Source organism: Crocosphaera watsonii WH 8501 (assembly GCF_000167195.1).
In the GTDB taxonomy this organism is placed as follows: domain Bacteria; phylum Cyanobacteriota; class Cyanobacteriia; order Cyanobacteriales; family Microcystaceae; genus Crocosphaera; species Crocosphaera watsonii.
The window spans coordinates 173,332-198,057 of sequence record NZ_AADV02000005.1 but is presented as its reverse complement, the minus strand read 5'-3'; the positions used below and the strand labels follow the sequence as shown (position 1 = coordinate 198,057).

15 protein-coding genes and 7 pseudogenes are annotated in these 24,726 nt (G+C 36.3%); 8 read left to right on the top strand and 14 right to left on the bottom strand.

Translation table 11 applies throughout. From position 1 onward, the window contains the following. The first annotated feature begins 273 nt into the window (after positions 1-273). Both CWATDRAFT_RS10665 and CWATDRAFT_RS33375 read left to right on the top strand, forming a co-directional pair. Positions 274-1,764, top strand: coding sequence for an IS5-like element ISCwa2 family transposase (locus tag CWATDRAFT_RS10665; RefSeq protein ID WP_007304957.1), 1,491 nt, complete (start codon positions 274-276; stop codon positions 1,762-1,764). Between the two features lie 113 nt (positions 1,765-1,877). After that, positions 1,878-3,122: pseudogene (locus tag CWATDRAFT_RS33375) on the top strand (IS1634-like element ISCwa1 family transposase); the annotation flags it as partial. 26 nt (positions 3,123-3,148) lie between these two features. Here CWATDRAFT_RS33375 and CWATDRAFT_RS10655 read toward each other — a convergent pair. Next, positions 3,149-3,790, bottom strand: a complete 642-nt coding sequence (locus CWATDRAFT_RS10655) for a transposase (RefSeq protein WP_007304956.1) — start codon at positions 3,788-3,790, stop codon at positions 3,149-3,151. Between the two features lie 64 nt (positions 3,791-3,854). After that, positions 3,855-4,436 carry a helix-turn-helix domain-containing protein gene (locus CWATDRAFT_RS10650; RefSeq protein WP_007304955.1) on the bottom strand — a complete coding sequence of 194 codons (582 nt, stop codon included), beginning with the start codon at positions 4,434-4,436 and terminating at the stop codon, positions 3,855-3,857. A 63-nt stretch (positions 4,437-4,499) separates the two neighbouring features. Here CWATDRAFT_RS10650 and CWATDRAFT_RS10645 point away from each other — a divergent pair. The 3 genes and pseudogenes from CWATDRAFT_RS10645 to CWATDRAFT_RS10635 form a co-directional block, all read left to right on the top strand. After that, positions 4,500-4,883, top strand: a pseudogene (locus CWATDRAFT_RS10645) (IS1634 family transposase); the annotation flags it as partial. Between the two features lie 201 nt (positions 4,884-5,084). Continuing rightward, complete coding sequence (locus CWATDRAFT_RS10640) at positions 5,085-5,375, top strand: cysteine peptidase family C39 domain-containing protein (protein ID WP_198138967.1); 291 nt, start codon at positions 5,085-5,087, stop codon at positions 5,373-5,375. Positions 5,376-5,402: 27 nt separating this feature from the next. Further along, the gene (locus tag CWATDRAFT_RS10635; protein WP_007304961.1) at positions 5,403-6,254 is read left to right on the top strand and encodes a cysteine peptidase family C39 domain-containing protein; all 852 of its coding nucleotides are present in this window, start codon (positions 5,403-5,405) and stop codon (positions 6,252-6,254) included. A 39-nt stretch (positions 6,255-6,293) separates the two neighbouring features. On the opposite strand, the pseudogene CWATDRAFT_RS35740 reads toward CWATDRAFT_RS10635, so the two are convergent. From CWATDRAFT_RS35740 to CWATDRAFT_RS10595, 7 genes and pseudogenes are all read right to left on the bottom strand, one after another. Continuing rightward, positions 6,294-7,820: pseudogene (locus CWATDRAFT_RS35740) on the bottom strand (IS5-like element ISCwa2 family transposase). A gap of 210 nt (positions 7,821-8,030) precedes the next feature. After that, the gene (locus CWATDRAFT_RS39685) at positions 8,031-10,721 is read right to left on the bottom strand and encodes a tetratricopeptide repeat protein (protein WP_007304952.1); all 2,691 of its coding nucleotides are present in this window, start codon (positions 10,719-10,721) and stop codon (positions 8,031-8,033) included. A 120-nt stretch (positions 10,722-10,841) separates the two neighbouring features. Next, positions 10,842-11,297 (bottom strand): zinc ribbon domain-containing protein, encoded by a 456-nt coding sequence (locus tag CWATDRAFT_RS10615; protein WP_007304951.1) that lies wholly within the window; start codon positions 11,295-11,297, stop codon positions 10,842-10,844. Between the two features lie 121 nt (positions 11,298-11,418). Then, a complete protein-coding gene (locus CWATDRAFT_RS10610) occupies positions 11,419-11,670 on the bottom strand; it encodes a PEP-CTERM sorting domain-containing protein (RefSeq protein ID WP_007304950.1) in 252 nt (83 codons plus the stop codon). A 392-nt stretch (positions 11,671-12,062) separates the two neighbouring features. Beyond that, positions 12,063-14,375: pseudogene (locus CWATDRAFT_RS10605) on the bottom strand (transglutaminase TgpA family protein). Positions 14,376-14,588: 213 nt separating this feature from the next. Next, positions 14,589-15,143: a DUF2808 domain-containing protein gene (locus CWATDRAFT_RS10600; protein WP_007304947.1), complete on the bottom strand. Its 555-nt coding sequence runs from the start codon at positions 15,141-15,143 to the stop codon at positions 14,589-14,591. 121 nt (positions 15,144-15,264) lie between these two features. Continuing rightward, on the bottom strand, positions 15,265-17,412 hold the full coding sequence (locus tag CWATDRAFT_RS10595; RefSeq protein WP_007304946.1) for a polyribonucleotide nucleotidyltransferase: 2,148 nt from the start codon (positions 17,410-17,412) through the stop codon (positions 15,265-15,267). 185 nt (positions 17,413-17,597) lie between these two features. On the opposite strand from CWATDRAFT_RS10595, the gene CWATDRAFT_RS10590 reads away from it, so the two are divergent. The 3 genes and pseudogenes from CWATDRAFT_RS10590 to CWATDRAFT_RS10580 form a co-directional block, all read left to right on the top strand. Beyond that, complete coding sequence (locus CWATDRAFT_RS10590; RefSeq protein WP_007304962.1) at positions 17,598-18,956, top strand: NAD(P)/FAD-dependent oxidoreductase; 1,359 nt, start codon at positions 17,598-17,600, stop codon at positions 18,954-18,956. 122 nt (positions 18,957-19,078) lie between these two features. Then, positions 19,079-19,660: a helix-turn-helix domain-containing protein gene (locus tag CWATDRAFT_RS10585; protein ID WP_007304963.1), complete on the top strand. Its 582-nt coding sequence runs from the start codon at positions 19,079-19,081 to the stop codon at positions 19,658-19,660. Positions 19,661-19,724: 64 nt separating this feature from the next. After that, positions 19,725-20,006, top strand: a pseudogene (locus CWATDRAFT_RS10580) (hypothetical protein); the annotation flags it as partial. 28 nt (positions 20,007-20,034) lie between these two features. Here the strand turns inward: CWATDRAFT_RS10580 and CWATDRAFT_RS35730 are convergent. The 5 genes and pseudogenes from CWATDRAFT_RS35730 to CWATDRAFT_RS39680 all read right to left on the bottom strand — a co-directional run bounded on the left by CWATDRAFT_RS35730 (position 20,035) and on the right by CWATDRAFT_RS39680 (position 24,645). Further along, a pseudogene (locus tag CWATDRAFT_RS35730) lies at positions 20,035-21,561 on the bottom strand (IS5-like element ISCwa2 family transposase). A 152-nt stretch (positions 21,562-21,713) separates the two neighbouring features. Then, positions 21,714-22,466 (bottom strand): DUF1186 domain-containing protein, encoded by a 753-nt coding sequence (locus CWATDRAFT_RS10565; RefSeq protein WP_326997413.1) that lies wholly within the window; start codon positions 22,464-22,466, stop codon positions 21,714-21,716. After that, entirely contained in the window at positions 22,453-22,584 is a 132-nt protein-coding gene (locus CWATDRAFT_RS41000; protein WP_268742257.1) for a hypothetical protein, read from the bottom strand. The genes CWATDRAFT_RS10565 and CWATDRAFT_RS41000 overlap by 14 nt, the downstream gene beginning before the upstream one ends. Positions 22,585-22,634: 50 nt before the next feature. Beyond that, entirely contained in the window at positions 22,635-23,093 is a 459-nt protein-coding gene (locus CWATDRAFT_RS35725; protein WP_007304942.1) for a hypothetical protein, read from the bottom strand. A 113-nt stretch (positions 23,094-23,206) separates the two neighbouring features. Beyond that, positions 23,207-24,645 (bottom strand): annotated as a pseudogene (locus tag CWATDRAFT_RS39680) (NF041680 family putative transposase). Between the last annotated feature and the right edge of the window lie 81 nt (positions 24,646-24,726).

Here is a 24,726-nt window from a genome sequence, read left to right as displayed (position 1 = left end):
ACATACATTTTAACTTACTTTAATAATAATTTCCCATGCACTAACAACACTAAAATAAACAATAGAAAATAGAAAAGTAGGTAGTCAAGGCTTTAGCCTTGATGATGACTATCTTTCTTGTCCTAAAGGACTAAGTAGGGTTTGCTGAATAAAAGCAAAACCCTATTCTTTAAAAGGTTACACCCATATTCGCGATCGCAAAAAAGATCAGCTTTGTCGGCTACAAACCGCTATAATTGGTAGAAACACCTCCCAGTTGTTGGTCAAGAACAAATGTATCGAAAAGAGGAGCAACCTTTACCGCCCCCAGAAAAATTTGAATTACCTTTCGAGGGCAAATTGTCCCCCAATAATCGTTGGGTAATCATGGCAGAGTTGATACCTTGGGATGATTTTGAGGAAGAATATGCTAAACTTTTTTCAGCAGAAAAAGGTGCGCCAGCCAAACTATTTAGAATGGCATTAGGGACATTAATTATTAAGGAAAAATTAGGAACAAGTGATAGAGAAACTATAGAACAGATTAGAGAAAATCCCTATCTACAATACTTTATAGGTTTAAATTGTTATCAACAAGAGCCACCACTGGAATCTTCAATGCTAGTTCATTTTAGGAAAAGAATTGATGGAGAATTGATAAACAAAATCAATAAAAAAATAGTAAAAAGAGAAATAGACAAGAGTGATAAAGAAGTAAAAAAAAAGGATTGTCTCCAAGAAAAAGGAGAAAAAATAAAAAATAAAGGTAAACTAATTTTAGATGCGACTTGTGCGCCAGCAGACATCAAATACCCAACGGATTTAGGCATATTAAATCAAGCCAGAATTGAGACAGAAAGAATAATAGATAATCTTTATAAACCATTAAGAGTAAAATTGAGAAAAAAGCCGAGAACTTCTAGAATAATTGCTAGAAAGGAATACTTAAAAGTAGCTAAAAAACGAAAAGTATCTTATCAAGAAAGAAGAAAAGCTATCGGGAAACAGTTAAAATACCTTAAGAAAAATTTAGGAAATATAGAAGACTTAATTCAAGCTGGGGCTTCCCTGGAAAATCTGAGTAAAAGACAGAAAAATTGTCTAGAGACTATCAAAAAAGTTTATGAACAACAACAGCCAATGTGGGAGAATAAGACCCAGAGTGTTCCTCAAAGAATTGTAAGTTTAACTCAACGGCATATTCGTCCAATAGTGAGGGGAAAAGCAGGAAAACCAATAGAGTTTGGAGCTAAACTCTCAGTAAGCTGTGTAGATAACTATGTGTTTCTATACAAAATAAGTTGGGAAAACTTCAATGAATCTTGTCATTTAAAAGAACAAGTAGAAAAGTATAAAGAAACGTTTGGCTATTATCCCGAATCCGTCCATGTAGATAAAATTTATCGAACTAGGGAAAACAGAAATTGGTGTAAGGAAAGAGGGATAAGAATCAGTGGTCTGAAGTTAGGAAGACCTCCGAAAAATGTCAGTGAAGAAGAAAAGAAACAAGCCCACTCCGATGAATGCTTCCGTAATGCTATTGAGGGAAAGTTTGGACAAGCTAAACGAAGATTTAGCCTAAATCTCGTGATGACAAAACTCCCTGAAGCCTCCATTACATCTATTGCTATTACATTTTTAGTTGTCAATCTTTCTAAACTTCTGAGGCAGTTTTTGTCGCTTTTTTTGTCCTTATTTACTAATAATAGAACAGGGGAACTCATCAAACCGCCTTTCATTAATTTTGATTATACTTTAACCCAGATTCCGCACTTCAAAAAGTAGCATTAAATACTACAAGCCTGGGGTTAATAATTAAGTATAATTGCTTAAGCTCTTGAAGACAAAAAAGTGGGATAATTGTTTAAGTTGTTTCCTCTGTAAAAAAAGAGCGAAAAATGTCTTATTTAGAAGAAATACAAGTTAAAAATTTAGACCATTTAGGGATAGTAGCTGGTTTAATTGATGAAATAGGAATAGTCAAAATAATTAATAATAAATTATGAATAGATGTTAGAGAAAAAATCTCAGCAGGTACAGTAGTTAAGTCTATTTTAATCAATGGACTAGGATTTGTTTCAAGACCTCTATATTTATTCAGTCAGTTTTTTCAAGATAAAGCCATTGAGAAATTGTTAGGAGAAAGAATTAAACCTGATTACCTTAATGATGATAAAATTGGGAGAGTAATGGATGAATTATATAAATATGGATTAAATGATATTTTTATTGAAGTAGTTTTAGAAGTAATTAAAAAATTTAAAATAGACCTTAAATACTCCCATTTAGATTCCACATCATTTCATTTAGATGGAGAATATAAAAGGGAAGAAGATAAAGAGAAACAGGAAGAAGAAAAAATTATTAAAGAAAGACCAATTTTTATTAAGAAAGGATATTCTCGGGATCATAGACCAGACTTAAAACAATGTGTCTTGGATTTAATAACAAGCCAAGATGGAGATATTCCATTATTTGTGAGAGTAGGAGATGGAAATGAATCTGATAAAGCTGTATTTGGAAAAGTTTTAGTAGAATTCAAAAAGCAAATAAAGTTTGATAGTATCATGGTTTGTGATAGTGCTTTATATGGTCAAGAAAATCTCCAACTAATCCAACATTTAAAATGGATAACGAGAGTTCCAATGACCATAAAAAAAGCAAAAGAATTAGTGCAAAATATAGAGGTGGAAGAAGTAAAAGATGAAGATAAAGAAAAAAGAAGTGACCTAAATTTAGAAAGTTATACCTGGAAAGAAGAAATTGTTACTTATGGTGGAATCAAGCAAACTTGGTTAATAGTCTTGAGTGAAAAAAGACAGAAAAGTGATTTGGAAAAACTAGAAAAACAACTTTCCCAAGAAGAGAAGAAATCCCAAAAATTTCTTAAAGAAATACAATCTGAAGAATTTGAACATCCTCAAGCTGCTCGATATAAATTAAAAGCTATTAATAAAAAATTGAGATTGTTGGAAATAAAAGAAGTTTAACTGATTGAAACTTACTCGAAAAAAAAGGAAAAGATTTATAAAATGATTAGTCTGATCATCAAAAAAGGTGAAGAGATAAGTAGAAAGACTAAAGAAGCAGGAAAATTTATTTTAGCAACTAACTTAGTAGAGGAAAATAAATTAGAAGCTAGTGCAGCTTAGCAAAAATAATCCACCAGTCACTTATGATCTTTAAAGCCCTTAAATTTCCAAACGAACGGCTTAGCAAAATGTTGATTAAAGTAATCAATAAAATTGATAATTTTTTGGGATAGTTCTTCAGTTGAACGGACAGTAATTCTTTTGAGTAAACGCCGGACTAAGATCGAAAACCAACACTCAATTTGATTAAGCCACGATGTATGTTTGGGAATATAAACAAAGCGAATTCGATGAGATTCATCTGATAAAAAATCTGCTCTGCTGTCCATAGATTGCAAAATCCCCTCCTTTCCTTTTCTCCCCAAATCAATAGTAATTCCACAGCTTTCTGCTACTAATTTGACTAAGCTTTCCGATTTATGAGTGTTGAGTTGATCTACAATAAAAATCCATTCTGCTTTTTCATCAATCTTAATCGTTCTCTGGATATGTTCAGAAAAATCTTGTTCTGTTCTTGTCGGTCCAATAGAGGGACTAACAACTTTTCCTCTTGCCACATCCCAGTTCGCAATCAAGCTTAAAGTTCCGTGTCTTTCATATTCAAATTCGATTTTTTCTACCTGTTTAGGCTTGATTCTTTTGTTCGGAAATAATCTCTCAAGAGCTTGAATCCCTGTCATTTCATCTGTACTAATTAAATGAATTCCTTGTTCTAACAAAGTTTTAGCTTCTTGATGAAGTTCACAGATATATTTGACTTGCTTTTTAAATTTTAAGGGATCATCAATTTTGGCATTTAACCAGTAACGAACGAGATGTGGTTGTAATGTCGCTTCTTTTTAAAAAACGCCCCACACTACGGGGGGCAATCTTTTCGACAATTCCTCTTTTTATGGCTTCATCCGCCAACTCTGAAGCTGTCCAATGGCTCACTGGTCTGTCTGATTTTTCACATTCTTCACAAGCGATCGCTACAATCTGGACTACTTGTTCGACCGTAAAGGATTTTGTTGTTCCAGGTCTTGGGCGATCGCTTAAAATTCCTTTGATCAAGACCATTAATGCTTTCTCCGTTACCTGTTGTTCTTCGGCGGCACTCAGTTTTTCTCTCTCCTCAAACCATCGCGATCGCCACTGACGCACTTGTACTCGGTCTAATTCTAATCTTCGACTAATCGAACTATTGCTCTCTCCTGATGCTGCGGCTAAGATTAGCTTGGCTCGTCTAACAAGGCGATAGGGGTTTGTTGTCCCTCTCACTATTTGTTGGAGTACTGTTTTCTGTAGGTTGGACAGGTTAATTGGCAATGCTTTTATCATGGACATCAACTTCGAGATTCTTCCGTTAGTTTCATTGAAACACATTGTCGTGGCTAGTCACGAAAGTTTCTGTAAAAATCTGGTGGATTACTTTCGCCAAGCTGCACTAGTGAAATTCTGATAACTTATAAAAACCAGCAATCTACGGAAAGAGGATTTCGATTTTTGAAAGATCCCTTATTTTTTACTGATAGTTTCTTCGTTGAAAAACCAGAAAGAATAGAAACAATGTTATTTTTAATGTCTTTGTGTTTGTTGATTTATAACTTGGGGCAAAGAGAATTAAGAAATTGTTTAAAAAGAGTCAAAAAAGGAATAAATAATCAAGTAGGGAAAGTAACATTGTGTCCGACTTTGAGGTGGATATTTCAATGTTTTCAAGGTATTCATTATGTGATTTTAAACGGAGTTAAACAAATTGTCAATTTAACAGAAGAAAGGCGTTTTATATTGAGTTTATTACCTGCATCTTGTCAAAGATATTATCTATAAATTGAATTGGATAAAGCAAAAATAATAAAAGAATAAGAGTCTAATGATATCAAATGAGAAGAGGAAACTCTCCTTCGTTTGTGCTGAGTCTTGCTAAGTTTTCAATGAGTATAAATCTTCTTAATTTGATTATTTTTCCTAAAAATTTAATGAAAAGAGAAATATTCTTGCCCAGGTATGATTTTCGGACTTTTTAAAACTATGTATTTTTTTATACTACATTTTGAAGTGCGGAATCTGGGTTTTATTTCTCTTTATTCGCAAGCTTTTTGTGATGAGTTATTGTTATTGTTTGGGTTTTTTACTTTAGGATTTCTATTATTTCTAGAATTATCAGGAGGGAGTATTGCTACTTTGGCAAGAATAAGTGGAAAACATCCGCAAATAACAGAAAAAGAAGTGACTATAGGAAACCCCTTGGGTGGAATTGAGATCAGAAATTTTAAACGGTTTCAAGATTATTGGTTTGGTGAAGTTATTTTTGTTAGTTAGTTACTTTAATATTGTAGAAAAATTATTATGTTCGACTTAATTCTACCTAGTGCTATTGGCTTTGGTTTAGGGGGTTTTTTGGGCAATGATTTAGCCAAAAAAGGAATCACCGCAGATAATGCTTTAGAAAAACATCAAAAAACTGCTAGGATTATTTTTATCGGTTTAGCAGCTATTTTAACCGTATTAATTATCATTGATCGTTCTAACGTTGCTTACTATGTTCCTCAACTATTTCCCCATTTCCTTTCTCTCTATATACAAGCAGCTTTTGATAATGTATTATTGTGCGTTGGATTTTTTCTTTTTGGACTCTTATTTCTCCTAGAATTATCAGGATGGTCATCGAAAAAACGACGCAATCAATTATTAGTTGGACTGGCGGCTATTACCTTTTGTTTATCCGTATTATTTTATTTGTTTTCTCCTATTGTTAATGACGTGGGAGAATTAAAAATTGTTGATGGAGTAGTCATACAGTCAACTACTGTAACTTGTGCGCCAGCAAGTATTGCAACTTTAGCAAGACTCAGTGGCAAACATCCAGAAATTACTGAAAAAGAAGTTACTAAACTGACTCGAACTAATCGTTTAGGGACAAACACATTAGCAGAAATTGCGGCCATGAAAAAGCTAGGATTAAACCCAGATTATCATCATGATTCAACCTTAGATGACCTAGTTAATCGCAAACAAATGGCTTTACTCCATGTTAAACAAAGATGGTTAAGTCAACAGTTTCCCCATGCAGTGGTTTTGATGGATATTGATATGGAAAAAGAAGAATTAATCTTAGGTAATCCTCTTTCTGGAATAGAAACAAAACCCTTTAGTGAATTAGAAGGTTACTGGTTTGGTGAGGCAATTTTTATCAATTAAAACCCTAATTAGGGTTTGCTGAAAAAGTTTCTCCAAAATTTATGCCACTTTTGACCAAGAATTTTCTGACAAATCAATAAGTTTTAGTACATAAAAATTGTTTAAAGTATAATCAAAATTAATGAAAGGCGGTTTGATGAGTTTCCCTGTTCTATTATTAGTAAATAAGGACAAAAAAAGCGACAAAAACTGCCTCAGAAGTTTACAAAGATTGACAACTAAAAATGTAATAGCAATAGATGTAATGGAGGTTTCAGGGAGTTTTGTCATCACGAGATTTAGGCTAAATCTTCGTTTAGCTTGTCCAAACTTTCCCTCAATAGCATTACGGAAGCATTCATCGGAGTGGGCTTGTTTCTTTTCTTCTTCACTGACATTTTTCGGAGGTCTTCCTAACTTCGGACCACTGATTCTTATCCCTCTTTCCTTACACCAATTTCTGTTTTCCCTAGTTCGATAAATTTTATCTACATGGACGGATTCGGGATAATAGCCAAACGTTTCTTTATACTTTTCTACTTGTTCTTTTAAATGACAAGATTCATTGAAGTTTTCCCAACTTATTTTGCCTAGAAACACATAGTTATCTACACAGCTTACTGAGAGTTTAGCTCCAAACTCTATTGGTTTTCCTGCTTTTCCCCTCACTATTGGACGAATATGCCGTTGAGTTAAACTTACAATTCTTTGAGGAACACTCTGGGTCTTATTCTCCCACATTGACTGTTGTTGTTCATAAACTTTTTTGATAGTCTCTAGACAATTTTTCTGTCTTTTACTCAGATTTTCCAGGGAAGCCCCAGCTTGAATTAAGTCTTCTATATTTCCTAAATTTTTCTTAAGGTATTTTAACTGTTTCCCGATAGCTTTTCTTCTTTCTTGATAAGATACTTTTCGTTTTTTAGCTACTTTTAAGTATTCCTTTCTAGCAATTATTCTAGAAGTTCTCGGCTTTTTTCTCAATTTTACTCTTAATGGTTTATAAAGATTATCTATTATTCTTTCTGTCTCAATTCTGGCTTGATTTAATATGCCTAAATCCGTTGGGTATTTGATGTCTGCTGGCGCACAAGTCGCATCTAAAATTAGTTTACCTTTATTTTTTATTTTTTCTCCTTTTTATTGGAGACAATCCTTTTTTTTTACTTCTTTATTACTCTTGTCTATTTCTCTTTTTACTATTTTTTTATTGATTTTGTTTATCAATTCTCCATCAATTCTTTTCCTAAAATGAACTAGCATTGAAGATTCCAGTGGTGGCTCTTGTTGATAACAATTTAAACCTATAAAGTATTGTAGATAGGGATTTTCTCTAATCTGTTCTATAGTTTCTCTATCACTTGTTCCTAATTTTTCCTTAATAATTAATGTCCCTAATGCCATTCTAAATAGTTTGGCTGGCGCACCTTTTTCTGCTGAAAAAAGTTTAGCATATTCTTCCTCAAAATCATCCCAAGGTATCAACTCTGCCATGATCACCCAACGATTATTGGGGGACAATTTGCCCTCGAAAGGTAATTCAAATTTTTCTGGGGGCGGTAAAGGTTGCTCCTCTTTTCGATACATTTGTTCTTGAGCAACAACTGGGAGGTGTTTCTACCAATTATAGCGGTTTGTAGCCGACAAAGCTGATCTTTTTTGCGATCGCGAATATGGGTGTAACCTTTTAAAGAATAGGGTTTTGCTTTTATTCAGCAAACCCTAGTATAGTGAGCAAGATGCTCACACTCCTTTGTCTCAAACTTATTTGAAACGACTATTGACTTCTACTACACCTTACTGCAAAAGTTCTTGAAACTGTTCATTATCCCGAATACTATCAAAGTCTGTATTTGTTTTTGCCATGTCTTTATATTTAACATCAAGGTTAATCGCTTGTTGCAAATTTTCGATCGCTAATTGTATCTTATTTTGTAAGGCATAAGCACAAGCTTTATTGTAGTAAACACTAGGATCATCTGGTTTAATTTCTAAAGCTTTGTCATAGGAGGCGATGGCATCATCAAACCTTCCTATGTTACCTAAAGCTACCCCTCGGTTATACCAAGCTTGATGATCATCTGGTTTAAATTCTAAAGCATTGTCATAGGAGGCGATCGCATCATCTAACCTTCCTAAGTTACCTAAAGCTACCCCTCGGTTATACCAAGCTTGATGATCATCTGGTTTAAATTCTAAAGCTTTGTCAAAGGAGGCGATCGCATCATCTAACCTTCCTAAGTTACCTAAAGCTACCCCTCGGTTATACCAAGCTTCATGATCATCTGGTTTAAATTCTAAAGCATTGTCATAGGAGGCGATCGCATCATCTAACCTTCCTAACTTACCTAAAGCAGCCCCTTGGTTATTCCAAGCTTGATGATCGTCTGGTTTAATTTCTAAAGCATTGTCATAGGAGGCGATCGCATCATCTAACCTTCCCAACTTATCTAAAGCTACCCCTCGGTTATTCCAAGCTTCATGTTTATCTGGTTTAAAGTTAACAGCAATTTGATAACAATCAACTGCTTGCTGATAAGCTTGTAATTCAATAAAATTATTGCCTAAATTCCATAAAAATAAATCACAACTAAATTCTGGATCATCTTCTGTGACAATCATTTCTGCTTCGGTTTTTGCTTGTTGTAAATAATCCAATTTTTGAGAAGGTTGACAGCGTTTTGGTTTATATAGTAACCCTGCAAACTTAGCCATTCCTGTAAACTTATGGAGATGACGAAAACAACGAGTTAAAGCTTGATCAACACCAGCCTTTTTTATATTGTTAGAGACTTCTAAAAACCAATAGGCTCTGGATTCTGATTCTAAAACATAATAACTCTGATCAATAGCTATTCTTATTTCTTTTAAACATTGCTTTAAAGGATAGATTAACAGAGTATCTTGATCACTATAGATGTCTACTTCACTGATAATATCTTCCACTGGCATTTTAACAATATCATCCTGTTTAAAATACCGTGACGTAAAGAGATAAGATATCAATTCAATCTCACTGTTTTTTGTTCCTGCATATAACTGATGATAGAGAAATTCACTGGTATAGTCTCGCCATTGGGGATTATCATATTTTTGTGCAGGGGAACTATTATCATAAAGTTGTTCATTTCTCCTCTTTTTAAAATAATCAGCTAAATGTTGATGAGTTTGTCTAAATTCTTGTTCATCTTCTCGCCAAAATTCTTGTCTAAATACATCCCTTGCTACATCGTCTAAACAATATTTACCATTAATTAATTCTACAAAATCTCGTTTAATCAACCATTCAAAACAATTTACTTTTTCATCCACTGCATTTTTAAACTCTAAACTGTCTTGTTGCTCTATTAAATCTTTTATTACTTGTTTATCGAACCAACGACAACAAGCAGCTAAAGAAATTACTCGTTTTTGTGTATTATTTAAACCTTGGAGTAATAAACTAACAATATCTTGATTTAACTGGGAGAAATCAATTCTTTCTTTTCGTTCTCTTCTTTCCCTAATTTTATCTAAATAATAAGGTAAACCTTTGGTTATTTTAAATACTTGTTCAATAGTTGACTTATCTCTAATATCGATTGATTGTAAATAAGTTCCTGTTTGTCCCTGATCAAATCTTTCCAAAGGACGATCATAAATAAAATTAGTATCCTGTTGTAATTTTCGCCATGATTCATTTTTTAAAATATTATTTCTGCCAGCAATAACAACATAAAGATTACTCTCAGTAAATTTAGCATTACCTATTAAATATTTCCATAACCAAGCATCAATATCAGGAGAAACCTTTTCATAAGTATCTAACACTAAAATAACTGGTTTATTATGTTGCTTACAAGACTCAAGAAACGCCTCAGTTAGCTTAGGTAAAGGTTCTAACATCAACTCCTTTAATTCTCGTTTATCCTTAGTCTTTCTATGTTGTTGTAATAACTGTTTAATTCTGTCAGCTTCCGAGAGAATAATTCCAGCAGCATCCACAGCAGTTTCAGCCGTTTTTTTAACAGTAGTTCCAGGTAAAGCAGCAGCAGGAGTAAACTTAGCAAATGCACTTGCACCCTCACTAGTTAACTGTTTTACTAATTTTTGCTGTTCTGAATCAACCTCTTTTTTACCTTTACTTGGTGTCTTTTCTAACTCATGAATAGTGTCCCAATATTTTTGATAAAGTTCTTTAAACGGGTCACTAGAAAAAAATGTAACCCCTAATAAATCATTGTCAAGTAACTGTTTATACAGAACATCCATTAGTTTTATGCTGTTACCAATACCTGCGGTTCTACCAAAAGAAACCATAGAAAAATCGGCAAGATATTGCTGATCTTCTTTTAATTTTTCGGTTAAAGTAGTCTTACCAACTCCACCAATACCCCAAACGAGAAAAACATAATATTGCGAGTTAGTTTGCTTGTTTTCTAACTGTTGAGTGAGTGTCGTTTGCAACTCTTCAGCAGTTTCACGAGAAATATAGAGACGATTGGACATTTTACATTTTACGACCCATTAGCCTATTATAGATTAATAGTTGGTGGGCAATGCTAACAATCGCTTAAGTTTGAAGAACCCCAACTTGACGAAGCTAAGGCTTCGTTGAAGTTGGGGATTCTAACAGGGAATCGCTTCCCCATTCACCCACTCAAACAGACTTAACTGTTGAGGGTTCCCAGGCTCAGCCTCCAACAAAGCTGATTTTTCCCTATTGAATGAACCTGTCAATTCAGGCTTGGGCGTAACTTTCTGAGGGACCCTCAGTAGCTTGGATTGACTAATTCCAAGGGTTTTTAGTCCTTTGACACCGATATTAACAGATGCTTGGATATCTGCATCAGCGAAAAATCCACAATTAAGACACAAAAATCGTTCTTTATTGCGGTTTTCTTTTTGAATATGCCCACAATGGGAACACTTTTGGGATGTAAATTTAGGGTTAACCTTTAAACAAATCGACCCAAACTTTGCAGCTACCGACTCAATTTTTTCTATAATATTTCCCCAAGAACAATCTCTGATTAATCGATAGAATACCCCACCGTATAGACGGATGGGGTATTCTGGCGACATAGGATAAAATTTACTCTCTAATTGGCATTGCCCACCCTACAAACTAAAGTTTAACTTGAAGAAACGATTATCCCAAACTTTCGATAAAAAAAATAACGTTACTATGAGATTCTATTCCTTTTTAGCTTTGGCGCGCTTTACGTTTCAACCTTGTTCCCAGTGCAAAAAGGGTTAACATTCCGAGTCCAATAACACTTGAAGGTTCCGGTATAGTTGTAGGGGATACATCGGCCTCAACTAAAGGTTGTTTGACACCACTATAAGCATCATCTACCTTGTCATCAGTATTAGAAGCATGTATTTCTATTCTGTCTTCGTATTCCTCAGTACCCTCTTCCCAAGCTGTCTCAAACCACGACGGATTAGTAGTCACACCAGTATTTGCTTAAGCTATGGACTGAAAACCAATGGCTAAGACAACAGCGGATGCACTAGCAAGAGTTTTTAACTTTACATTCATGTTTCTTTGCATAACTTCACGACTATACATTAGCAAAAAAATATTAGTAAAGCAATTATAGTTTCCAAAAATTTTACATTAAAAGAAAATTAAAATCATAGTCCTTAAAAGTATATTAGACTATATAGCACTTCTCATACTTGTGAGGTACAGAGTTTTCTAGTTTTAGGAGTGAGGAGGCTCGATATTAGGTGTACATATTGAGTCCGAGAAACGCTACATATTGACAATAGTGGGTTACGGTGCGGATAATAACTGATAAGATTTGTCTCAAAATATAATCCGCACTTAACCTAATCTAAGGATTAATTGTTGCGTTTCAAACTTTTAACCAAAGCTTTAAACTTTTGTCTTAAATAGTCAACATTTTGGTCATTATTTCCGTATCGCCAACTCACATAAGCTGACGAAATTTCGTCAATAACTTCTGCTTGTTCTTGGGGATGTTGTTGATATGATACATTAACATATTCTAAGGGAGTTTGTGCCGGATGTTTAGGATATCCTTTTGTTTTGAATACCTTCAACATTTCTTCGTACAATTGTGCCATAGGGGGTAACTTTGCTAGGCGACGATAATAACCCAATTTCTTTAACTGTCCCCAACCTAACCAACCTAATAATCCTAAACCAACGGCTAATAAAAGTCCAACTAATGTTCCTACTAAACCACTGGATATAAACCGCCATAACCCAACCAAAAAGCTAATAAATCCAACAATAATTTTTGTCCAAATAATATTGAAAAAGTTAGCCACAGGAGAAGGTACTAATCCCGCTATCAAGTTCCAAAACTGCTTTAAAACGCTAAAAGTTTGATCTTCTTCTAAAGAGGAGGGAAATAAATCATGGCCAGGAATAGCATCAAAAGCATACCAACCATAATAAGGGAAATATACCTCAGTTAACGCATAAGCATCTGTGTTTTTGACCACATAAAACCCTGTTAAAGGATTGAATTTTCCTTGTCCAAAACCAACTGTTACCCTAGCAGGAATACCTAGAGAACGTAACATAATTGTTAAGGCAGTAGCAAAGTGATCAGGGTTTCCTCCTTCCTGTTTAAATAAGAAAGATTCAACCAAGTCTTCACTCTCATCCAAAAAAGGTAAGTCTTCTCGAATTTGATATTGTTGCTTAACCACTTGGGTTAAAAATAAAACCTTTTCATAGATTGAGTTGAAAGGTTTTTCAGTTTTACTTAAAATCTGTTCGGCTTTTTCTCGAACTTTTTCAGCAATTTCTGGAGGAATATCGAGATAAGTTGCTTTGATTTTATCTGAATAATCTTGAGTAGATTTTTGTAATTTAGTGCGATCGCGATAGGGAACATCTGAAACAACTGTGTAGGTTAATCATTCTACTAAACCCACAGGCGATCGCAAATTATCCAGATCATCAACCCCTATTTCTTGTGCTGGAAAATAAAGGTGTTTGGGGACAGAAAGAGAAGGAATAATATTAGGTAAATCAGCGACTGCTGTGTAACTTTGGATAACTTCTTTGGTTTTCATTATAGTACTGGGAAAACGCAAGAAAAACTTATAAGCCCAGCGATCTCGTTTAATGGTATCAAAATCTTCATTGTTGGTAATTTCCCATCCTTGTCCCGTATAATGATCGAATGATAAAGCTTTCCAAAATCCAGGGGATTGCGATCGCACTCTCATAACAATTTTTGGTTTCATTTGTCCCCGTAAATTTTGATTTATTTTAGTATTAAATCCATAATAATAAGTATCATCAACTTCCCCTTTTCCTTCAGATTTATTGTTATTGTTTCCTTGTCTATTTCCTCCTTCTCCTTGGTTTTTGTTATCATAACCTGGGTTCATAATTCCTTGATTTTGTCCCCCGAATTTTTGACTATCTGCATCCAATGGACTATCAACCGGAAAACTTTGTAATTGATAGCCTGGGAATCTAGGCATCAGAGTGAAAATGCTTAAGCCAAATACTAAAGTAATGGCAATTAAAACACTAATACTTTTCAGAGAAACGGGAGAATAGTTAGCCTTCTTTTTAGCTTTTTTAGAGGGTTTAAACGGTGATTTAAACTGTCTATCAATCGCGTCTAATCCTAAGCGTGAACGATAATCCAATACTAATGTAGGAATGGCTATTATTAAGAATAATAAGAGCCAGGGAGCAAAAGCAACCGTCTGGGAAATTGTTCCTGCAACCCCTAATAAAATTAAGCCAATAACCATTGAATAGCCTAAATCTTTGCGTCTTGGTAAGTCAAAACTATGTAACACTTGTAATTGAGCTAATAATTCTGCTAAGACTAAACGGCTATCATTGAGACTTCCTGCTAAGTTAATCAGAAAAAAACAAAGTACCCCTAACATAGCAATAGCTAAGAAAAATTTTAGGGTAATATTACGATGCTGACGACGATTCCAACTCCAAACACCACCGATAATACTTAAGGGAATAGCCCAGAAACTCATCTGGGTTCTAGCAGCAATATCCGTAGCAATAATACCGACAATTACTAAACATTGTACTAAAGTACGAAAAATAACAGATTCTTCCGTTTTGACAGGGGGTGCAGACTTAATTTGTTGGCGAAATTGTTGATATAAAGAGGATGATTGTGTTAAGGTGTTTTTCATGCAATAAGCAACGTTCAACGTTGTCAAAAGTCTAGATTGTTTGACAAGCTAAAGATTAAGCCTCTGAGTGTGACCTTAAAACTAGAGTTTTTCGTAGATCCAACTCAGGTTAATAGATAGCCTGTGATCTAAGAATTCCCAATATTTTCAATTTTGCTACAAAATTTTATGAAAATAGTAACATATCAATAATTGATCAAGTTTATAGATATTTTAGGGGAAACGATCGCCTTTTTGATTAAAATTCAACCGTCCTAACCCTAAATATAAACCTTGAGGGTTTTCACCAGTGGGATAAGCAGTAATAGCAAATTGATAATTCCCACTCATTTCCGGGTTACTTTTGGGTTTCATGGCAATAGTAAAAGTTTTTCCTGGAGGGATAGGGGGATCAAAAATCACAGCAATTGTATTATTATCAAGATTTCGTTTAACCCTAGCAATGTTTAACTCATTGTCTCTATTAACAGGTCTTCCTTCAAAAGCGATGGTATCATCTAAATAAAAATAAATGGTTTCTAACCCTTGAGTTTGTTGAAGGGTTAGTTGTTGTAAAGATTCCCCGACATTCATCGGTAAGTGAACTGTAAAATAATAAGTTGCCCCTTGCACACGAATACGACTTAATGTGGTGACAGTATCAAGCAGTTGGGGAGAATGATTAAATAAAGTCTGATTATTTCCTACATTTAGAGCTAAAAGAGGAGAACTTAGAAAAATAGTGCCACTGATAATCCCTAAAATTGTTTTGAAATGTGGATGAATCATTTATCTACTCTGGAAAAACAAAAACCTAGGTTAACCTAGGTTTCCATTTTACTGATTATTTTTTCATCCTTTCTTGAAAGTTTCCCCTTATCTAAAGAGGTTTGAGCAGAGAAATTCTGCCTTAGAAGGTTCTACGAACAGCGGCCGCTTCGTCGGGATGAATACCCAAACGAGTTAAATTAAGACGACCTTTATTATCGATTTCGCGAACCTTAACCACCACTTCATCACCCACAGCAACCTCTTCTTCTACCTTACCAACGCGCCTTTCAGCTAACTGAGAAATATGGATCATACCTTCTTTCCCTGGTAAAACTTCCACAAAGGCCCCGATAGGGATAATACGAGTAACACGACCTAAATAGACCTCTCCTTCCTTCAGTTTACGGGTCATGTTAAAAATGAGGTCTCGGGCTTTTTCTGCTTTCCTCGCCTGAATAGCAGCAATAGTAACAGTTCCATCATCGGCAATATCGATTTTTGAACCAGTTTGTTCGGTAATACTTTTAATAGTTTTACCCCCAGGCCCAATCACTAAACCAATTTGTTCCGGGTCAATTTTCATGGTCAGTAAACGGGGGGCAAAGGGAGAAAGATCCCGACGAGGTTGGGCAATAGTAGCCAGCATTTTATCTAGGATATGTAAACGGGCAGGTAAAGCCTGTTGAATGGCTTTAGCCACAATATCCATGGTCAGTCCCGTAATTTTCATATCCATTTGTAGAGCAGTGATACCGCTATCGGTTCCTGCTACCTTAAAATCCATATCCCCTAAAAAGTCTTCAATCCCTTGAATATCAGTTAGAATACGCACTTCTTTCCCTTCTCGAATCAATCCCATCGCAGCCCCACTGACGGGTTTGATAATGGGAACTCCAGCATCCATTAAAGCTAAAGTAGAACCACATACCGATCCCATAGAAGTCGAACCGTTAGAAGATACCACTTCTGACACCACCCGAACCACATAGGGGAACTCTTCTTGGGGGGGTAAAACAGGGAGTATTGCCCGTTCTGCTAACGCCCCATGACCGATTTCTCTACGGCCTGGAGAACGTAGGGGTTTGGTTTCTCCCATAGAAAAAGGAGGAAAATTGTAATGGTGAAGATAGCGTTTTTCGTCCTCTGGATGGAGATCGTCCCCCAAGTCTTGAGCATCTCCTGGAGTGCCTAAAGTCGCCAAAGAAAAGACTTGGGTGAGTCCTCTGGTAAATAACGCGCTACCATGTACCCGAGGAGGCATCAGTCCCACACGACAGGCAATAGGGCGCACTTCATCCAGTTTGCGGCCATCCACACGGATACCTTCCGAGATGATTTGCGATCGCATTAACTTTTTGGTTAACCCTTTGTAGAGGTTGCCTACTGCTTTGGGATCTTCGGTGGTGGCTACTTTGATGGGATCTTCTTCTGATAGTTCAGAGATCGCCTCTTCAATAGCGGTTTCTTTTATATTATCCAGTGCTGTATCTCGGTCTGCTTTACTAAGATCGTACTGAACTAGAACTTTTTTAATAGAGTCTGCGGCCTGCTTTTCTATAAATTTTTCTAGGACTTCATTGGTGCTTGGTGGTTCAGCTTTACCAATTTCCATGCCCAACTCTTCCATAATGTCATATTGGGCCCCGATCAAATCTCTAACTGCTTCATAGCCAAAATCAATAGCTTCGATGATATCTTGTTCTGGGAGTGTGTTAGCCCCCGCTTCCACCATCACCACTCCATCGGGACTGCCAGCCACTACAAGATCGAGATCCCCATTTTCTACTTCTCGATAGGTGGGATTAATAATAAAGTCATCTCCGATTAAACCCACTCTCACCGCAGCCATTGGTCCATAAAAAGGGATTCCTGCCTGAATTACAGCAATAGAAGACCCTGTCACCGCTAAAACGTCCGGTGGAACTTCTTCATCCATAGATAGGGTTGTGGCAATGATCTGAATGTCCTTACGCCACCAATTCGGAAATAGGGGACGTAAGGGGCGATCGATTAAACGACTAATGAGAATTGCTCTCTCTGGGGGACGGCCTTCCCGTCGTAAAAATCCCCCTGGAATTCGTCCTGCTGCATAAAGTCTCTCTTCATAATCTACGGTTAACGGTAAAAAGTCGATGCCTTCTCTTCCTTTTGTCGTTGTTGCTGTCACCAAAACTGCCGTATCTTGGGACTGAATTAGGACTGCACCGCCAGCTTGGGGAGCTAATAATCCTAGTTTTAGCCGAATGTCCCGTCCGTCGAAGGATATTGACTTGTCAAACTCTTGCATGTAGCGTTCGTTCCTTTTCTATTATCACGTTTCTCTTTCTGTGGAGATCGTAACATTTTTAAGGAACTTGACGCGATGGTTTAATCGATGTAACCCTAGTTACTTAATTCTGTTTACATTAGCTTTACACTATGGGTGAGGCAAGTTAGTTGTCTGATTTCGGGCAACAGGAGTTTAAAACAGTTATGGATACTAAAACTTTGAAAAATAAAACAAACGTTGTCATTGTTGGTGGGGGTTTTGGGGGCTTATATACGGCTCAAGACCTGAAAAATTCCTCTGTAGACGTGACTCTCATCGATAAACGAAATTTTCATCTCTTTCAACCTTTACTGTATCAAGTGGCTACAGGAGGTCTGTCTCCGGCGGATATTGCTTCTCCTTTACGGTTAGTTTTAAGTCAACATAAAAATACTAAAGTTCTTTTGGATCATGTCATCGATCTCGATCCTGAGAAAAAAGAAGTCATCCTCGATGATCACGAACCTATTCCCTATGACACCTTAATTTTGGCTACAGGGGTCTCTCATCACTATTTTGGTAATGATCAATGGGAAACTTTAGCACCTGGGTTAAAAACTATTGAGGATGCTATCGAAATTCGTCGCCGTATCTTTATGGCCTTTGAAGCAGCGGAAAAAGAAACCGATCCCGTCAAGCGTCAAGCTTGGTTAACTTTCGTTATTGTTGGCGGTGGACCCACTGGGGTAGAATTGGCCGGGGCGATCGCAGAAATTGCTCACGGGGCTTTGGCTGGTGATTTTCGCAGTATCGATCCTAAAGAAGCCAAAATTCTACTCATTGAAGGGTTAGATCGGGTACTTCCTCCTTATCCTCCTGAATTATCTGCTAAAGCAGCCGAAGATTTACGCCATTTAGGGGTCACAGTCCAAACCCAGTCTATGGTAACGGATATCAATGACCACGTGGTAACGGTGCGTCAAGGTGAACAAATTAAACAAATTAACTCCCGTACCATTTTATGGGCTGCAGGGGTTAAAGCGTCGAAAATGGGCAAGGTATTAGCGGAACGCACCGGGGTAGAATTAGACCGTGCTGGACGAGTTATTGTCGAACCGGATCTGAGTATTCCTGGCCATTCTGATATCTTTGTGATCGGGGATCTGGCTAATTTTCCTCACCAGGGAGAACGGCCTTTACCTGGAGTGGCACCAGTAGCCATGCAACAGGGGGCTTATGTTGCTAAATTAATCAAGAAACGTCTTCAAGGAGAGTCTTTACCCCAATTTATCTATAAAGATTATGGCAATATGGCGGTTATTGGTCAGAATAAAGCGGTGGTTAATTTAGGCTTTGCCAAGTTCTCAGGGTTCTTGGCTTGGTTTGTTTGGGTTTGGGCCCACATTTACTATCTCATCGAATTTGATAACAAATTGGTGGTGATGGTGCAATGGGGTTGGAATTACTTTACCCGTGGTCGTGGTGCGCGATTAGTTACTGGTATTGGTGAAGGAAAACGCAAAGACCAACTGCAACAAATTTCCCCAGAAGCAACAGAAACCGCTACCCCTGTCACTCGTTAAAATAGTAGGGTGGGCATTGCCCACCATCAGCTAAAAAAAATTAGGGGTTTCATAAACCTAGTGCAGCTTGGCGAAAGTAATCCACCAGATTTTTACAGAAACTTTCGTGACTAGCCACGACAATGTGTTTCAATGAAACTAACGGAAGAATCTCGAAGTTGATGTCCATGATAAAAGCATTGCCAATTAACCTCTCCAACCTACAGAAAACAGTACTCCAACAAATAGTGAGAGGGACAACAAACCCCTATCGCCTTGTTAGACGAGCCAAGCTAATCTTAGCCGCAGCATCAGGAGAGAGCAATAGTTCGATTAGTCGAAGATTAGAATTAGACCGAGTACAAGTGCGTCAGTGGCGATCGCGATGGTTTGAGGAGAGAGAAAAACTGAGTGCCGCCGAAGAACAACAGGTAACGGAGAAAGCATTAATGGTCTTGATCAAAGGAATTTTAAGCGATCGCCCAAGACCTGGAACAACAAAATCCTTTACGGTCGAACAAGTAGTCCAGATTGTAGCGATCGCTTGTGAAGAATGTGAAAAATCAGACAGACCAGTGAGCCATTGGACACCTTCAGAGTTGGCGGATGAAGCCATAAAAAGAGGAATTGTCGAAAAGATTTCCCCCCGTAGTGTGGGGCGTTTTTTAAAAAGAAGCGACATTACAACCACATCTCGTTCGTTACTGGTTAAATACCAAAATTGATGATCCCTTAAAATTTAAAAAGCAAGTCAAATATATCTGTGAACTTCATCAAGAAGCTAAAACTTTGTTAGAACAAGGAATTCATTTAATTAGTACAGATGAAATGACAGGGATTCAAGCTCTTGAGAGATTATTTCCGAACAAAAGAATCAAGCCTAAACAAGTAGAAAAAATCGAATTTGAATATGAAAGACACGGAACTTTAAGCTTGATTGCGAACTGGGATGTGGCAAGAGGAAAAGTTGTTAGTCCCTCTATTGGACCGACAAGAACAGAACAAGATTTTTCTGAACATATCCAGAGAACGATTAAGATTGATGAAAAAGCAGAATGGATTTTTATTGTAGGGTTTGCTGAAAAAGTTTCTCCAAAATTTATGCCACTTTTGACCAAGAATTTTCTGACAAATCAATAAGTTTTAGTACATAAAAATTGTTTAAAGTATAATCAAAATTAATGAAAGGCGGTTTGATAAGTTCCCCTGTTCTATTATTAGTAAATAAGGACAAAAAAAGCGACAAAAACTGCCTCAGAAGTTTAGAAAGATTGACAACAAAAAATGTAATAGCAATAGATGTAATGGAGGTTTCAGGTAGTTTTGTTATCACGAGATTTAGGCTAAATCTTCGTTTAGCTTGTCCAAACTTTCCCTCAATAGCATTACGGAAGCATTCATCGGAGTGGGCTTGTTTCTTTTCTTCTTCACTGACATTTTTCGGAGGTCTTCCTAACTTCGGAGCACTGATTCTTATCCCTCTTTCCTTACACCAATTTCTGTTTTCCCTAGTTCGATAAATTTTATCTACATGGACGGATTCGGGATAATAGCCAAACGTTTCTTTATACTTTTCTACTTGTTCTTTTAAATGACAAGATTCATTGAAGTTTTCCCAACTTATTTTGTCTAGAAACACATAGTTATCTACACAGCTTACTGAGAGTTTAGCTCCAAACTCTATTGGTTTTCCTGCTTTTCCCCTCACTATTGGACGAATATGCGGTTGAGTTAAACTTACAATTCTTTGAGGAACACTCTGGGTCTTATTCTCCCACATTGACTGTTGTTGTTCATAAACTTTTTTGATAGTCTCTAGACAATTTTTCTGTCTTTTACTCAGATTTTCCAGGGAAGCCCCAGCTTGAATTAAGTCTTCTATATTTCCTAAATTTTTCTTAAGGTATTTTAACTGTTTCCCGATAGCTTTTCTTCTTTCTTGATAAGATACTTTTCGTTTTTTAGCTACTTTTAAGTATTCCTTTCTAGCAATTTTTCTAGAAGTTCTCGGCTTTTTTCTCAATTTTACTCTTAATGGTTTATAAAGATTATCTATTATTCTTTCTGTCTCAATTCTGGCTTGATTTAATATGCCTAAATCCGTTGGGTATTTGATGTCTGCTGGCGCACAAGTCGCATCTAAAATTAGTTTACCTTTATTTTTTATTTTTTCTCCTTTTTATTGGAGACAATCCTTTTTTTTTACTTCTTTATCACTCTTGTCTATTTCTCTTTTTACTATTTTTTTATTGATTTTGTTTATCAATTCTCCATCAATTCTTTTCCTAAAATGAACTAGCATTGAAGATTCCAGTGGTGGCTCTTGTTGATAACAATTTAAACCTATAAAGTATTGTAGATAGGGATTTTCTCTAATCTGTTCTATATTTTCTCTATCACTTGTTCCTAATTTTTCCTTAATAATTAATGTCCCTAATGCCATTCTAAATAGTTTGGCTGGCGCACCTTTTTCTGCTGAAAAAAGTTTAGCATATTCTTCCTCAAAATCATCCCAAGGTATCAACTCTGCCATGATTACCCAACGATTATTGGGGGACAATTTGCCCTCGAAAGGTAATTCAAATTTTTCTGGGGGCGGTAAAGGTTGCTCCTCTTTTCGATACATTTGTTCTTGACCAACAACTGGGAGGTGTTTCTACCAATTATAGCGGTTTGTAGCCGACAAAGCTGATCTTTTTTGCGATCGCGAATATGGGTGTAACCTTTTAAAGAATAGGGTTTTGCTTTTATTCAGCAAACCCTACTTAAGATTTAGTTTTATCCAAAGCCTTTCTTTTTCTTCTGAGATTTCTTCGCTTTCTTGCGGTCACGATTCACTTTGTCAACTAAGCCCGAAAAACTCGGAGCGACTTCTTCGGTAGAAATAGTTTTTTTCGACGGTTCATGCTTAAAACAAGCCCAGCCTTCTATCTCAGCTATAGTGTTGTTAATCAAAGAATAGTGACGATTTTTTCTCAGAGAAGATAAAGATTGGTTTATATTTGTCTTGAGAGATTTTTCTACATCTTTTAAATTAATAAAAAAAGGTTCAATTAGGTCTGCTTCAAATGTTTTTCTGATTTCTATTTCTAATTCTTTGGGACATAGATTAGTGCTTTCACAAACTAAAGATGTCCAAACATAAGAGCCATCTTTTTTAAGTTTACTGTTAAACAATAATCGAAAATAATTAATCACAACTTCTCTGGATAATGATTTATGTGCCACCAAAATTGTTAAACATTTAATGGCAGCTGTCCTCACATATTCGTAAAGAGAATGATTTTCTATAAGCTCCTGAATTAAATCTAATCTTCCGTCATAAACAGACGTTAAGATTCTTCCTAAATCTTCCGTGACTAAATCTCCCAGTAAATCCTCAATCACTTGTTCATTCTTTGATACTAATCTAACAATTAGTGGGTAAGCTGATGTTTCTCTAAATTGTGCTAATAAAAACAGAGCATAGATTAACGACAAATCCCCTTCTCTGTTCAACAACTCAGAGCTATCATGATTAACATCCTCTATAATCTTTAATAGATGAGGGGTTATTTCTTCTCGCTGTTTGATAGCCTCTGAAGAAAGCTTTTCGTGGAAAAGTAGAATCTTCTGATTTCAGTTGACTTAAAATTTCTTCTATATTCATGGCTTAATCAATCACGGTTATTTCATTTAATAAACTCGTGTTTTACCAATCTAAGCCGTATCTGGCAACGGCAAACCCTTACTCTTCTGAGGAGTTGGAATTTTTTTGTAGTTTCTTGGTTTGACCCCGCTCAGAGCAAGTGCCAGAAAATTATGGATATGAATATCAAGATAATTGGCTAACCTACCAGCCGTGGGTTGAGGTCTTCGATCCCAGGGTCCAATTGATAGAGGTTCAGACATGGCGGCGATCGCTTTGAGTACAAACCCAGCTAGCATCGCTAAACTGATACGACGCTTAATAGCATTCTCAGTCCAGGCTCTGGGCATTTCCATCCCCGCACTATCCTGGGCAACATAGAAGTTAGTTTCCACGGGGAAGCGATGCTTATACCCCAACCAAATCTGTTCAGTAGTTAGCTCTCGGGCAATGGTTGCCAACAACAAAGGTTTTTCATAGTCAGGATGATCAATTCTGAATACATCCAATACTGTTTGGACTTTGGACAAAAAAAGTTTGTTAGCGTATATTTTACGCTAAACTAAAATCCCAAAATATCGGCTCTGTATCAGTCAATAAAATTGGCTGACAAATAGGGCTAATCTATAGATTCTGAGGAAAACTAAGGAGCTTTTAAGTTTTCAGTTGATTTTTTGCTCCCTTTCTTGATAACATCATGACGAGTTCGTGGGGCTTTTTTGTAACCTTTAATACGTCCGGAAGAAAAACCTCGACGTTTGGGAAATTTGGCGAAAGTCCCCAAGGTCGTAATTATTCTTGAAAAGTCTCTTTGAACTAGACTAGGGGTGATTTTGATGGATTTATTAGTCTTCAAATACTGTTCCCAATCACGGGGTAAAACCACAGCTAATTTTCTGGCAGCCCACAAATTTACATAAGAAAGAAGTGTTAGTTTAAACCAATTTTCTTCATGATGTACATCGGGAGTTAAATAAGATGTCATCAATAATCTTTGTTTACCAAATCGAAAAAGATGTTCCATGTCATAACGTTGTCGATAACACTGATAACAATCAACTAAACTTAACTCATCGCGCCGAGAACCAATAACAATAAGCCACATAGGTTTCCAAATACTATTTCTTTCTTGATCTCTGACAACAATCTGGAGTAAAGTAAAGGGGTGATTGTTCATTTTATAGTTTTTAGTTCCTCTCATTAACATCTGTTTCCATCCCGAAATAGTCACTGTTAATTGACGACCTTTTTTCGTTGTAAAGGGAACATGATGAACTTCATCATGTTCAGTCCAAGTTTGGTCATCTTTAAGGTCAAATTTATCCCCATACCAACGGGGATGTCCCGAAGTTTTGGCTTGATTTGGGTCCCGAATAAATTGACGATAAAAAACTCGGTCACTTCTAACTCTTGTAATAGTAACTACGTCTTCATGCTTAACTTGTTCCCCAATAAAATCCTTTTGGCTGTAGTCACTATCAGCCACTAAGACAGATAATTTATCAGAAAATAAAGAACTTTGCCAGATTTTTTTAGTTGTTGATTGCCTTGATTTACTCCTTTATGTTTAGAGGGGAATCGCTCTCCTGATAAGGGGACAGCCCAAGGGACTTTTTCTGTGTCTATTTGGTCAGGTAAAGCGCAGACAACGGAATAACAATGTCCAATATTAATGGGTTTATTTCCCTTAATTGGATTGGGGTAATGAATAAAGGTTTTATCCGCTAACGTTTCGGCAAACCGTCGTGGACAGGGAGTTGTGTCAATACCAAATAAGTTATAATGTTTTGAAGTGGGAGGAATTGTTCTCGATACCGCTGAAAATAAAGTCTCAATTCTCTGTTCATAATTAGGGTCAGTTTGAGTGGGTAAAAACTCTTGAATTCCTCTATATAAACTGTTATAATCTCTTCTAAATAAAGGATTGAGAGACAATTCAACGACTGAGTGAGCTTGTTGGTTACTGGAGAGGGCATCGAGTAATTCTATAATAGTTTCTTTTCTAGCTTTTAGTCCTTGGAAGAGGTTAGACCTCCACACCAGGAATTCCTCGACAGACGTAGCCGTTTCATTTTTGGTCATTTTTAAAATTTATTACCTTATAAATTAGCGGAATATATACGCTAACATCAAAAGAGGTTGTTTGTTACAGTTAAGGCTAAT